The sequence below is a fragment of the Methyloversatilis sp. genome (genome assembly GCF_965284615.1).
Lineage (GTDB): Bacteria > Pseudomonadota > Gammaproteobacteria > Burkholderiales > Rhodocyclaceae > Methyloversatilis.
Map to the genome: position 1 here is coordinate 3,782,318 of NZ_OZ260098.1, position 13,161 is coordinate 3,795,478.

General features: G+C 68.1%; 13 protein-coding genes. 12 read left to right on the forward strand and 1 reads right to left on the reverse strand.

Translation table 11 applies throughout. From position 1 onward, the window contains the following. Window positions 1-4 precede the first annotated feature (4 nt). Entirely contained in the window at window positions 5-754 is a 750-nt protein-coding gene (locus tag ACQ66H_RS17970) for a tetratricopeptide repeat protein (protein WP_430435149.1), read from the reverse strand. Between the two features lie 275 nt (window positions 755-1,029). On the opposite strand from ACQ66H_RS17970, the gene ACQ66H_RS17975 reads away from it, so the two are divergent. The 12 genes from ACQ66H_RS17975 (at window position 1,030) to ACQ66H_RS18030 (ending at window position 13,125) form a co-directional block, all read left to right on the forward strand. Next, window positions 1,030-2,493 carry a lipopolysaccharide biosynthesis protein gene (locus ACQ66H_RS17975; protein ID WP_430435150.1) on the forward strand — a complete coding sequence of 488 codons (1,464 nt, stop codon included), beginning with the start codon at window positions 1,030-1,032 and terminating at the stop codon, window positions 2,491-2,493. Beyond that, on the forward strand, window positions 2,490-3,275 hold the full coding sequence (locus ACQ66H_RS17980) for a polysaccharide deacetylase family protein (protein WP_430435151.1): 786 nt from the start codon (window positions 2,490-2,492) through the stop codon (window positions 3,273-3,275). Before ACQ66H_RS17975 ends, ACQ66H_RS17980 begins: the two co-directional genes overlap by 4 nt. A gap of 6 nt (window positions 3,276-3,281) precedes the next feature. After that, entirely contained in the window at window positions 3,282-4,832 is a 1,551-nt protein-coding gene (locus ACQ66H_RS17985) for an MBOAT family O-acyltransferase (protein ID WP_430435152.1), read from the forward strand. A gap of 5 nt (window positions 4,833-4,837) precedes the next feature. Further along, a complete protein-coding gene (locus ACQ66H_RS17990; RefSeq protein ID WP_430435153.1) occupies window positions 4,838-5,902 on the forward strand; it encodes a hypothetical protein in 1,065 nt (354 codons plus the stop codon). 70 nt (window positions 5,903-5,972) lie between these two features. After that, window positions 5,973-6,926: a glycosyltransferase family 2 protein gene (locus ACQ66H_RS17995; protein ID WP_430435154.1), complete on the forward strand. Its 954-nt coding sequence runs from the start codon at window positions 5,973-5,975 to the stop codon at window positions 6,924-6,926. 4 nt (window positions 6,927-6,930) lie between these two features. Beyond that, on the forward strand, window positions 6,931-7,878 hold the full coding sequence (locus ACQ66H_RS18000) for a glycosyltransferase family A protein (RefSeq protein ID WP_430435155.1): 948 nt from the start codon (window positions 6,931-6,933) through the stop codon (window positions 7,876-7,878). A gap of 16 nt (window positions 7,879-7,894) precedes the next feature. Further along, window positions 7,895-8,062 carry a glycosyltransferase family 2 protein gene (locus ACQ66H_RS18005; protein WP_430435156.1) on the forward strand — a complete coding sequence of 56 codons (168 nt, stop codon included), beginning with the start codon at window positions 7,895-7,897 and terminating at the stop codon, window positions 8,060-8,062. A gap of 86 nt (window positions 8,063-8,148) precedes the next feature. Beyond that, entirely contained in the window at window positions 8,149-8,793 is a 645-nt protein-coding gene (locus ACQ66H_RS18010; protein ID WP_430435157.1) for a glycosyltransferase family 2 protein, read from the forward strand. Window positions 8,794-8,803: 10 nt separating this feature from the next. After that, window positions 8,804-9,754 carry a sulfotransferase family protein gene (locus ACQ66H_RS18015; RefSeq protein WP_430435158.1) on the forward strand — a complete coding sequence of 317 codons (951 nt, stop codon included), beginning with the start codon at window positions 8,804-8,806 and terminating at the stop codon, window positions 9,752-9,754. Next, on the forward strand, window positions 9,751-10,644 hold the full coding sequence (locus ACQ66H_RS18020; RefSeq protein WP_430435159.1) for a glycosyltransferase family 2 protein: 894 nt from the start codon (window positions 9,751-9,753) through the stop codon (window positions 10,642-10,644). Before ACQ66H_RS18015 ends, ACQ66H_RS18020 begins: the two co-directional genes overlap by 4 nt. A 7-nt stretch (window positions 10,645-10,651) precedes the next feature. Then, on the forward strand, window positions 10,652-11,503 hold the full coding sequence (locus tag ACQ66H_RS18025) for a glycosyltransferase family 2 protein (protein ID WP_430435160.1): 852 nt from the start codon (window positions 10,652-10,654) through the stop codon (window positions 11,501-11,503). After that, the gene (locus ACQ66H_RS18030; RefSeq protein WP_430435161.1) at window positions 11,500-13,125 is read left to right on the forward strand and encodes an asparagine synthetase B family protein; all 1,626 of its coding nucleotides are present in this window, start codon (window positions 11,500-11,502) and stop codon (window positions 13,123-13,125) included. Before ACQ66H_RS18025 ends, ACQ66H_RS18030 begins: the two co-directional genes overlap by 4 nt. The last annotated feature ends 36 nt before the right edge of the window (window positions 13,126-13,161 follow it).

The following is a 13,161-nucleotide window of genomic DNA, read 5'->3' on the forward strand; positions in this document are numbered from 1 at the left end:
AGGCTTACTCGGCCGCTGCGGGCGCTGGCTCAGCCGCGGGCGCCGTCGTCGCGCCCGGCTCCGATGCGGGCGCCGACTCGGCGGCCGGCGCCGCTTCCGGAGCCGCGGCGCCCTCTGCAGCCGGCGGCGCTTCCGCCGGCTTGGGCTTGGGAACGGGCACCACCTCGATCGCCGCCGGCTTGATTCCGGCGGCACGCATCTCGGCGATGCGCAGGTCTATCTTCTTGTTCTCGCCGCAGTACTCACTCGCCTGCATGAGCACCGACAGCGCATCCGACTTCTTGCCCGCCTGGTAGTACATGTCGCTCATCGCGACCCAGGCGTTGACCAGCTTGGGATTGAGCTTGAGCGCCTCGTAGAACTTCTGCCGTGCAATGTCGTACTCCCCGCGGAGCTGGTGGCCGCGGCCAAGATTCACGTAGGCGTCCGGTCGCAGATAGAAGGTTCTTTCCGTGCTGTCGATGATGTAGTTGAAGTTGCCGACCACGGCATTGGCCATGAACTCGCGCTGCTGCTTGTTGTTCAGATTGGCGTAAGCCAGATTCAGCGCCTTCAGCCCGAAACAGAAGTGGTGGATGTGCAGGTAGTTCTTGGGGCCCAGTCGCTGCGTCCAGTAATCCACAAGTTCCTTCGGCTCGCGTTCGATACGCGCGCGACAGAACGGTGGATACAACGCGAAGTCCTGATCCGTCCAGTTGGTCGTCTCGTTCCGGCGCGCCGCGACGTCTGCCGAGAAGACGAACAGCGGAAGCATCCAGACAAGGTAGCGCCAGCGAGGGAAGCTTGGGGATCGCGGGATCGACGAAAGCATGCAAGGTCTCTCCGGTAGGTCACAAGGTCGAACAGTAGACCACGCGAAGCGTGGCGCGAACAGCGACGCAGCTAACGCTTGGCTTCAGACCGGCAACGCTGGCCTGCGTCACGGCGTGACAGGGTGTGCAAGGCATCGGCCCCGTCTGATGCGATACTTTCGCGCTCACTCCCGCCGCAGAGGCGGACCTTCCGGAACCTGCCCCTTCATTCGCCCGCATGGCCGCCAGTCACAGCTTCAGACACAGCGTCGGTTGGCTCTTCCTGGGCAACACCAGCATCCAGATACTCACCTTCGCCTTCGGCATCGTGCTGGCGCGCCTGCTCGCGCCGGCCGAATTCGGCATGCTGGTGACGATACAGGTGTTCACCGGCCTGGCCGGCTTCGTCTCCGGCGGCGGCATGGGTCAGGCGCTGGTGCGCGCCAAGGAGGCCACGAAGCACGACTACGACGTGGTGTTCACGCTGCAGCTGCTGATCGGCATCGCCATCTACGCGGTGTTCTTCTGCGCCGCACCCTGGTTCGCCCGCTGGTACGACACGCCACTTTACGAGCAGCTGCTGCGCGTGTCGGCACTCACCTTCATCACGCGCCCGCTGGTCAATCTGCCGAACAGCATCCTGCATCGGGAAATGCGCTTCAAGGCACAGACCGTCGCCCGCGTCATCACGCTGTTCGTAGCCAGCGGCACCAGCATCGGGCTGGCCTTTGCCGGCTGGAGCGTCTGGAGTCTGGTGCTCGGCGGCATGGCGGGATCGATCGCCAATGCCACTGCCCTGGCATTCATTGCGCGCTGGCGGCCTGGCCTGAGCTTCGAGTTCGCACGCGGGCGAGAACTGGCGCGCTACGGTTTTCTGGTGTCGGTGAACGACATCGTCGTGTATCTGCGCAACCAGGCGTCGAACTTCGTGCTCGGCCGCACGCTCGGCATGAGCGCGGTCGGTCTGTTCAACAAGTCCGACAGCCTGGTGCGCATGCCCAACATGTTCATCGTCGGCTCGGTCTATCAGGTGCTGTTCCGCGCCCTGGCGCGGGAGCAGCACGACGACGCGAAGTCGCGTCACATGTTCCTGCACAGCATCCGGCTGGTCGCCGTGTACGCGGCGCCGTTCTATGTGCTGCTGCACCTGCTGGCGGCGCCGATGATGAACGTGCTGTACGGCGCGCGCTGGATCGAAGCCGCCGGGCCGCTGTCGCTGCTGGCCATCGCCAGCCCCTTCCTGATGATCGCCAACCTGTGCGGGGCGGTACTGGCCGCACGCAACTGGCTGCACCGCGAACTGAAGGTGCAGATCGCGCTGCTGCTGCTGACCGGCGGCGCCACGCTGGCTGGCCTCGAGTACGGACTGAACGGCGTCGCGGCGGCGCTGATCGCGGTCGCCGTCTATAACGCCACGCATATGTACTGGCTGGCCTCGCGCTGCCTCGACACGCGCTGGCGCGAACTGTTCGGCGCGCTGATGCCGGCGCTGCTGCTGGCCGTCCTGATGGTCGCCGTCGCACTGCCGCTCGAGCACTACGCGCGCAATCTGCCGGAGCTGCTGCACCTGATCGTCGTCGGCGGCTGCAGCGCGGCCGTCTACGGGCTGTGTTTCCTCTTCCTGCCGATCGGAGCGCTGGCCGGCGAGCGGCAGAAATGGAAGGCGAAGATCCCCTTCCTGCGTGCGGAGCCGCGCAAATGAGCGATCCGGTCTCGCGCCTGCTTCTGCGCCGGGCCGGTGGGCACGGCCCCGTCATGCTGATGTACCACTCGGTGGCCGCGGGAAGCGGCCGGCCGGACTGGCCGTGGGCGGTGTCCATGCAGCAGTTCCGCGCGCAGATGGACATCCTTGCGGCCGGTGGCTGGGCGACTCCGACCATGGGCGAACTGCTGGTCGATCCATCGCGCTGGCAGGGCCGGGTCGCGGTTATCACCTTCGACGACGGCTACGCCGACAATCTGGCCGCCTTCGATCTGCTGCGCGAACGGCAGATGCGGGCCACCTGCTTCATCGTGACCGGCTCGATCGGTGAAGCGCCCCGCTGGGGCGCCAAAAACCGGCCACCGCTGACGCTGCTTGACCGCGCGCAATTGCGTGCCCTCGCGGAATCGGGCATCGAGATCGGCTCGCACACGGTGAATCACCTCCGCCTGCCCGCGCTCGAGGACGGCGCACTGGCCAGCGAGCTGCGCGATTCGCGCGTTGTGCTGGAAGACATCACCGGTAAGCCGGTGCGCAGCTTCGCCTACCCCTACGGCGCCTGGGACGCGCGCTGCGCTGCCGCCGTGCGCGACGCAGGCTATGCTGGCGCCTGCACCACGCGCACCGGCTGGGCGCTGCGCGACGGCGATCTCTACGGCCTGCGCCGCCTGACGCTGTACAACACGGACGGCGCCGGCAGCTTCATGCGCAAGCTGGCCGCCGGCACCAACGACGTGGGCTGGCCGGCGACACTGCGCCGGCTTCTGCACGGAAGGGGCTGAGCCGGAATGCTGTTCAACTCGTGGGAATTCCTGCTTGTTTTCCTGCCGTTGAGCTTCTCCGGTTTCTTCCTGCTTGCACGCGCAAACCGCCGCATCGCCGCGGGCTGGCTGTTCATCGCCTCGCTCGCCTTCTACGGCTGGTGGGAACCGATACACGTCCTGCTGCTGCTCGCCTCGATCGCCTTCAATTTCACGGTCGGTTCGGCCATCTCCTCGGCGCATGCGGCCGGCGCGATGGCACGCGCAAAGCGTCTGCTGTGGCTGGGCATCGTCGCCGACCTGGCGCTGCTGGGCTGGTTCAAGTACGCGAACTTCGTCGTGAACAGCGCGAACGCGGTCGGCGACTTCGGCTGGCAGCTCGAACACATCGTGCTGCCGCTCGGCGTGTCCTTCTTCACCTTCACCCAGATCGCCTTCCTGGTCAACGCCTTCCGCGGCGAAGTGAAGGAACGCAACCCGATTCACTACGGCCTGTTCGTGACCTGGTTCCCGCACCTGATCGCCGGGCCGGTGCTGCATCACAAGGAAATGATGCCGCAGTTCGCCGCCGCGGCGACCTACCGCTTCAGCTGGGAGAACGTCGCCGTCGGCGGCACGATGTTCATCATTGGGCTGTTCAAGAAGGTGGTGCTGGCTGACGGCATCGCGGCATACGTGGCGCCGGTTTTTTCGGCCGCAGGCAATGGCGTGCAGCCCGGCATCGTCGAAGCCTGGTGCGGTGCTCTGGCCTACACGCTGCAGCTCTACTTCGACTTTTCCGGCTACTCGGACATGGCGATCGGCCTGTCGCGCATGTTCGGCGTACGCCTGCCACTGAACTTCGATTCGCCCTACAAGGCGGCCAACATGATCGAGTTCTGGCGGCGCTGGCACATGACCTTGTCGCGCTTCCTGCGCGATTACCTGTACTTCGCACTGGGCGGCAACCGGCGCGGCCCGCTGCGCCGCTACATCAACCTGCTGCTCACCATGGTGCTGGGCGGTCTGTGGCATGGCGCCGGCTGGACCTTCGTCGTCTGGGGTGCGCTGCACGGGGCCTATCTGTGCATGAACCACGGCTGGCGCACGCTGCGTGCGCGCATCCTTGCTCGCCCGGCCGGCAGCGCCGAACGCCTCGCCGGCGCGGCGCTCACCTTCGTCGCCGTCGTGCTGGCCTGGGTGTTCTTCCGCGCCAGCGACTTCGACGCTGCCTGGCGAATGATCGACGCGATGCGCGGCCAGGCCGCATTGCAGGTGCCGGCCAACTGGCCGCTGGCCTGGCAGCTCACCGCCGCGCTGAAGGCGGCCGGTCTGAGCGTGACACAGGGTGTGCCGGTCACCGCCTTCGACCCGTCCGGTCATGCGCCCTTCTGGATCGCCGGCCTGCTTGCCATCGTCTGGCTGGCACCGAGTTCGCAGCAGATCATGGCTCGCTTCGAGCCCGCGCTCGAACGCGCACAGGCGGCGAGGCTGGCCTGGCGACCGACCCGGCTGACGGCGATCTGCGCGGGCTGCGCCTTCGGTTTCGCGCTGCTGCACCTGAATCGCGTCAGCGAGTTTCTGTACTTCCAGTTCTGACGCACATGAGCCGACCGCAGATCTCCTTCCGCCGCTACATGGCCCTGACGGCACTCAGCGCGGCGGCGGTCTGCGCCCTCGCCTTCGCCATCAATGCGGCGGTCGATCCGCTGTGGCATTTCAGCGGCAACCGCTTCAGCGGCGTCAATCCGCACTTCAACGAGCGCCTGTCCAAGATCAACCTGCTGCGGCGCCGGATGGCCGTTTACGACTGCGTGATCTTCGGCAGTTCGCGCGGCACGCTGATGCCGGGTGACGCCTTCGCGCCGCACCGCTGCTTCAACCTGTCCTTCGCCAGCGGACAGATCGAGGAATTCGTCGCCTACGCCGACTACCTGCACCACCTCGGCATGCGACCGAAACTGGTGGTTGTTGGCGTCGATGGCTTCAACTTCCTGCGCGAAGGGCGCGATCCGCCGTCGATTCCGGACTTCGTCCGTGAGTTGCACCCGCCGCCCGGCGTGCTGGCGGACTACCTGTCGGCCGGCAGCCTTGCGCTGTCCTGGCAGGCGCTGACCCAGCCCGGCACGCCGCGCTATTACGACCGCAACTTCGACTGTGTCATCCGCGCTGACGCCCCCGCCTTCGACCCGGCGCGCTTCCGCAGCGCGGAAGGCCTGCAGCGCAGCGACGCCCGGCGTCGCCCGTCGATTCCGTTCGACAGCGCCAACGCGCGCCTGTACGGCGAACTGGCGAGCCGCTTTCCCGGCGCCCGCATGCTTGCCTACGTGCCGCCGGTCAGTGCCTGGCGCATCGACGAAATGGAGCGCCACGGCCTGCTGGACGGCTATCTCGACGCGCTGTACGCGACCGCCCGGCACTTCCCGCGCCTGATCGACTTCTCGCTGCCCGGCGAGCAGACGGCGCGAACCGACAACACCTACGACGGTTCGCACTACGCGGTGGCGGTGAACCGCGACATGGCCGCACAACTGATGTCGGAGGGGGCGCCCACCTGGGGCGTCAACGTCACCGCCGCGGGCCGTGACGTATACCAGAGCCGTTATCGGCAAGCGCTGCTAGCATTCCGGGACGCTCAAGAGTTTCGCGCATCCGCCCACCTACCGTGACCGCCGCCGTCCGACCGTCCTTCGCCCCTTTCGCAACCCTGACGCCTCCAGTCCTGCGGAGCAACGCGGCGTGACGCCTGCCATCTCCATCGTCATGCCGTGCTACAACGGCGCCAGCCACCTCGCGCAGAGCGTGGCCAGCGTGCAGGCGCAGACGCGCGGTGACTGGGAACTGATCATCGTCAACGACGGCTCGCGCGACGACTCCTGGCAGTTGATGCAGGCGCTGGCCGCCGCCGACCCGCGCATCGTGCCTCTGCAGCAGGCAAACGCTGGCGCCGCCGCGGCGCGCAATACCGGGCTCGCGCAGGCGCGCGGCCGTCTGCTGGCCTTTCTCGATTCCGACGACACCTGGCGCCCGGAATTTCTCGAACGCATGTCGGCCGCGCTGGCCGGCCGCGAGGATGAAGCGCTCGCCTACTGCGGCTGGCAGAACATCGGCGTCGGCCGCGAGGGCAGCCAGCCCTTCGTGCCGCCCGAATACGAAACACCGGACAAGATCGAGAAACTGCTCGGCGGCTGCCGCTGGCCCATCCACGGCGCCATGCTCGGCATGGCGGCGATACGCCGCCACGGCGCCTTCGACACCGCGCTCAGTTCGTGCATGGATTACGACCTGTGGCTGCGGCTGGGCAGCGTAATGCCTCTGGTCCGTGTGCCCGAGGTGCTGGCCTTCTACCACTTCCACGACGGCGAGCAGATCACCAAGAACCGCTCGCGCATCGCCTTCAACCACCTGCGTGCGCAGCAAAAATTTCTCGCCGCGCACCCGGACATCGCGCAGCAGCTTGGCCGGAGCCGTGTTCGCGCACTGACCAGCGGCGAGCTGCTGCACCGCGGCTACGTCAGTTACTGGAAGGGCGACACGGAGACTGCCCGCTCATTGTTCCGGGCCGTCATGGCCAGCGGCTACGGCCGCCCGAAGGACTGGCTCTACATGCTGCCCGCACTGCTGCCGCTGCCTTTGCATCGCGCGCTGCTGCGCGTCATGCGCGGCGACCGGGCGGGCAAACAACAGGGATGACCGCATGATCAGCTTCGCCTTCTGCACATACAACCGCGCCGATCGCCTCGATGCGCTGGTCGCCGCGATGCGCGCCCAGCAGGCAGACGTTCCGTTCGAAATCCTGGTGGTGAACAACAACAGCAGCGACGACACGCTGGCCGTACTGGAGAAGCTGGCCGCCCAGCCCGGTGCGCCCTTGCGCTACGTGACCGAATCGACGCAGGGCATCGTGCCCGCGCGCAACCGCGCACTGGCCGAAGCGATGGACAGCAACATCCTGATCTTCATGGACGACGACGAACTGCCGCATCCGGGCCTGGTCGCTGCGGCTCACCATGCGATCGCCGTGGAAGGTGCGCAGTGCGCTGGCGGCCGCGTCGAAGTGAGTTTCGCGCCGGGGCAGCGTCCGCACTGGCTGGAGGACGACCTGCTCGGCTTTCTGGCAGAAGTGAACCATGGCCCGGACGCGTTCTGGATCAAGGACGATACGACACCGGTGTGGACCGCCAACGTTGCCTACGACATGCGCATTTTCCGTGACGACCCGACGCTGCGCTTCGACAAGCGCTTCGACCGGATCGGCAACGTGATCGGTGGCGGCTCGGACGCCATCATGTTCCGCGCCCTGCTCGAACGTAAGCTCAGGCTGCGCTACCGGCCGGACATGGTGGTTGACCATTTCGTCGAAACCTGGCGCCTGAAGCGCAGCTATTTCGTGCGCCTTCACTACCGTGGTGGCCTTCGTTTCGGCGAGCACCGGATGCCGCGTGCCGAGCGCGAGCTGCTCGGCGTGCCGCCCTTCCTCGTGCGTCAGCTGGTGTCGCATACCGGCCAATGGCTGAAGATGATGCTGACCGGTCAGCGCGGCACGCTGCGCCAGGGCATGAACGTGGCCCACACCTTCGGCGCGCTGCGCGGTTACCGCCGGCGCGGCCGCAGCGCGACGACGGCGCCGGGCGCGGTCGCCTGACCTGCCCGCCATTGCAATGCACACGCTGACGGTACTGATCTGCACCCACGACAGGCGTGAACTGCTGTCGCGGGCTCTGGCGTCGCTCGATGCCTGCCGCCTCCCGGCGAACTGGGACGTGCGCATACGCGTCATGGCCAACGCCTGTTCCGATGACACCCTGGACTGGCTGGCAAAGCGTTAACACGGCATCCCGCTGGACTTCGACCACGAGCCCCGCCCGGGAAAGTCGAATGCACTGAACCGCGCACTGCCCGGCATCACCACCGATTGCGTCACCTTCGTCGACGACGACCACCGGGTCACGCCGGGTATATCGAAGCCGTCTGCGCCGCCTTCGACCGCCACCCGGAAGCGGACCTGCTGTGCGGCCGCATCCTGCCCGACTGGGATGGCAGCGAGCCGGACTGGGCGCGCGACACCGGTCCCTACCGGGTCTATCCGCTGCCGGTTCCGCGCTTCGATCTCGGCGACGACTGTATCGAAGTCCCCACCGGCAAGGCGATTCCCGGCGGCGGCAATCTCGCCGTACGCAGCGTCTGGCTCGCACGCATCGGCAGCTTCTCGACCGAACTGGGCCCGCAGGGGCACAACCTCGGCGGCGCCGAGGACATCGAATGGGTCAAGCGCGGCCTCGCTCTCGGCGCACGCCTGATCTACGCACCCGACATGGTGCAGTATCACTTCGTCGATGGCGCACGGCTGCGCACCGGCTACGTCGTGCGCAAGGCTTTCATCCGCTCGTCCTCGGTCGCCCAGGTCGATGGCGTGCGCCCGGCCGCCTACATGGTGCGCAAGGCCCTCGGCTATTTCGGCTCGGCCGCCACGTCACTGACGGCCAACCGCCGCCGCCATTACCTCGTGCGCCTGGCCGCCTCGCTTGGCGAGCTGCACGGCGCACTGAAGAATCGCTGAACGGACCTCGATGCTGAACAAACTGGCCAAGCTGCGCGATCCGGACATCGTCGCCAAGAACATCGTCGAACTGCAGCGTGACGCGCGCGGCCTGTGGTGGGATCTGACCCGCCCGACGCCGCAGCCGCCGGTCTTCCTGGTCGGCTGTTCGCGTTCCGGCACCACGGTCACCTTCGAAACCATCGGCGCGTCGAAACAGCTGGTGAACCTCGGTTTCGAAATCCCGCAGTTCTGGAACGAGCTGTACGGTCCGCTCAACAACCGCTGGCATTCGGAAGCCGCCGGCGCCGAACACGCGAAGCCGGAACACCGCGACGCCGCGCTGCGCTTCTTCTACCGCCGGCTCGGCGGCGGCCGCGTGCTCGACAAGACCTGCATCAACGTGATGCGCGTCGGCTACCTGCACGCGCTGTTCCCGGAGGCGAAGTTCGTCTTCATCCAGCGCGACGGCCGCGACAACATCAGTTCGATGATCGACGGCTGGCGCCTGGGCCGCACCGACGGTGACTTCCATCTGTCGCAGTTCCTCGGCGACTTCCCGGAGCCGGTGGCGATCAACGGCGGCGAGTACACCGACTGGGCCTTCTTCCTCGCGCCCGGCTGGCAAGCCTACAACCACGCGTCGATCGAGGAGGTGTGCGCCTTCCAGTGGATCAGCGCGAACCAGCTGGCGCTCGACGCCGCCGCCGCACTGCCGGCCGACCGCTGGATACACCTGCGCTACGAGGACCTGTTCGAGCGGCCGGTCAACATGTTCCGCGACGTCTATGCGCGGCTCGACCTCGACTTCACGCCGGACATCGAACAGCGCTGCCGCACGCTGGACCAGCGCCCGACCAGCATCGTCAAGGGCAAGCCGGCCAAGGCGAAGTGGAGACAGCAGAACCCGGAACTGATCGAGCGCATCCTCGACCGCATCGCGCCGATGCAGACCCGTCTCGGCTACGACACCGGCGCATGAGCGGCCCGCGCGTCAGCGTCGTCGTCCCCGCGTACAACGCGGCCTGGTGTGTCGCCCGCGCCATCGACTCGGTGCTGGCGCAGACCGCTCCTGACTTCGAACTGATCGTCGTCAACGACGGCTCGACCGACGACACCGCCACGGTGCTGGCCAGCTACGGTGATCGCATCCGCGTCGTGACACAGCAGAACGCCGGGCTGTCCGCCGCGCGCAACGCCGGCATCGCCGCCGCGACCGGCGACTGGGTGGCCTTTCTCGACGCCGACGACTGGTGGCTGCCGGGCAAGCTCGCCGCGCAGCTGGACCTGGTCAACGCGCAGACCGACATCGGTTTCTGCTCGACCGCGGCGCTGATCGTCGATCCCGAGGGCAGGCAGGTCGGCACCTGGGAAGACAGCGGCGCGCACGGCGCCATCCTGCGCGACATCTTCGCCACCAACGCCACCGTCGCCGGCAGCGGCTCCGCCGTGATGGCGCAGCGCACGCTGTTCGCGCGGACCGGAGGTTTCGACACCGCCTTGCGCAGTCTCGAAGACATCGACATGTGGATGCGTCTCGCTGCCATCACCCGTTTCGGCTGCGTGCGTGAGGCGCAGGTGTGCATCCTGCGTGCACCGGGCAGCATGAGCCGCAATCGCGAGGTGATGCGCAGCAGCGCGCTGCAGGTGATGAACAAGAACCGGGATCTGCTGCCGTCCCCTGACCGTGGCGCGTTCTGGCGCACCGCGATGGCCGGCGTGCTGGCCGACTACGCCAAGTGGCGCTACCGCGACGGTGAGCGCGCGGCCGCGCTGCGCGATCTCGCGCAGGCCTTCGCGCTGGCGCCGCTGGCGCGCGGCCGCCTCATCCTGTCATTGGCGCTGGCCATGCTGACCGGCCGCCCGGTCTGACGCAGCGATGCTGAGCGTCGTCATCCCGGCGCACAACGCGGCCCGCTGGATCGCCGACGCGGTCGTCAGCGTGCAGTCCCAGCCGCTCTCGCCGGCACCGGACATCGTCGTCGTCGCCAACCACTGCAGCGACGACACCGCGGACATCGCCCGCGCGACCGGCGCGCGCGTCATCGACAGCCCGGCGCCCGGCCCCGCCGCCGCGCGCAATGCCGGCGTCGCTGCGGGCCGCGGCGAATTCATCGCCTTCCTCGACGCCGACGATCTGTGGCCGGCCGACAGTCTGCCGGCGCGGCTCGCGCTGCTGGAGGCGACGCCCGACGCGGCGATGGTGTTCGGCGACTGCCGCCAGTTCGACGACGCTGGCGACGGCACGACTCGGCCGCACGCATGGACGCTGTTCGAGCAAGGCGATCTGGACGCCACCTTCTTCGGCGATGCGGCGCGGGTGATCGATCCGCTCGAAAAGCTGCTCGACGCCGACTTCGTCACCACCGGCAGCGTCGTGATGCGGCGCCACGCCTTCGAAGCACTTGGCGGTTTCGACAGCTCGCTCGTGCTGGTCGAGGATCTCGACCTGTGGCTGCGCTGTGCCGCGCGTTTCCCGCTGCTGTGGCATCCGGGCCTGGCGCTGCTGCGCCGCCGTCATGACAGCAATCTGTCGCGCGACACCTCGGCGATGCAGCGCGCCTACATCGACGTGCTTGGCCGCCTCGCGCAGTGGCCCCAGGCGCAGCACCTTGCGGCGCGCATCGACGCGCTGCGCCGGCGCGAACTGCGCTCGCTGGCGCGTCAATCCCTGTCTGCCGGTCACCCGCTGACCGCGCTGCGTCAGTGGCTCCGAGCGGTATCGACATGAACGCGACGGCGCACGGACATTTCGATCCGCGCAACGGCCACCTGACGCTGTCGCCGGGATGGTTCCGGCCGCCAGCGGCAGCGGCTGATCTGCATCTCGCCGGCGAGCTGTTCTGCGGCGAAACGCTGAACGACCCGCTGCGTGACGGCGTCGCGCCGGACGCCGATGGCCGCTACGCGCTGGCCGCCTGCGACAGCGCACAACACCGCCTGCTGCTGGCGCGCGACCCGGCTGGCTCGGTGTCGCTGTTCTGGCACCGCGACGCGCAGGGCTGCCTGCATTTCGCCACCGGTCTCGACACCCTGCTCGCGCAGTTGCCGAGCCGGCCCGGCATCTCGGCACGCGGGCTCGACGAATTCCTGCGCTTCCTCGACATCGCTGCACCGAACACCATCCATGACGGCGTCTACGCGCTCGAAGCCGGCGCCGCCCTGCTGTTCGACAGAGGCGGCGTGCGTGCGCTGCCGCATGCGGCAGCGCCGCCCTTGCCGACGGACTATCGTGCCGCCTGCGACGAAGTCCATGACCGCCTGCTGGCCGCCATCGCGCGCCGCCTGGACGGCGCGCACGCGCCGTCCGCCTTCCTCAGCGGCGGCGTCGATTCGGCCCTGCTGTGTGCGCTGGCGAAACACGGCGGTCACGCGATCGAAGCGTGGTCGGTCGGCTTCGACGACGCGGCACTGGACGAATCCGCCACCGCCGCGCGCATCGCCGCCCACCTCGGCCTGCGTCACCATGTGCTGCGCCCCGATCTCGACGCGCTCGAAGCCGTGTTCGAGCGGGCGCACGCGCATGCCGAACAGCCCTACTGCGACCCCGCCGGCATGCCGACGCGGCTGCTGTACGAAGCGTGCGTGCAGCAGTCCGACCGCGCGCTCGACGGCACCGGTGCCGAGGCGCTGGCCGGCCTGATGCCGGCGCGCTGGCGGCGCATCGCCCATGATCACGTGGCTCGCGTCCCGGCGCCGCTGCGCCGCGCCATCGCCGGCACCTTGCAGGCACTGCCGCTGATCGGCGGCTACGCGCGAATGTTCCGCTTCGACGTGGCGCAGGACCTGTTCATCCGCTGGAACGGCTTCAACGCCACCGACATCGCCCGCCTGACCGGCCGCGCAGCCGATCTGTCCGGCACCCGCTTCTATCGTGAGCACGCGGCGCTGGCCGGCCGTTCGCATCTGAAGCGCCTGTCGGTGCTGCAGGGCGAGGCGCAGCCGGACGACCGCATCCGTCAGGCCGCGCTGGCGACCGGCTTGCGCATCGAGCACCCTTTTGGCGCCGCCGACGTCAGCCGCCTGCTGCAGGCGATGCCGGAAGCGTGGTGCTGGCAGGCCGGACGCGAGAAGCGCCTGCTGCGCGACCTGCTGGCGCGGCACGTACCCGAAGCGATCTGGGATACACCGAAGCGCGGCTTCAATATCGACCTCGTCGCGCTGTTGCGCGTCCACGACCATCGCCTGGTGCGACGCCATCTCGGCGACGCTGCCGCCATCGAGCGTAGCGGTCTCGATCCGGCGGAAGTGGTCCGCTGGCGCGATCGCTTCATCGCCGGAGACACGCGCGCTGCCCACCGCGTATGGGGGCTGATCAACCTCGCGGCGTGGCGGGCGAGGCACGACAGCTGACCCGGCGAACACCCTGCAGTGCGGCATCTTCCCTCG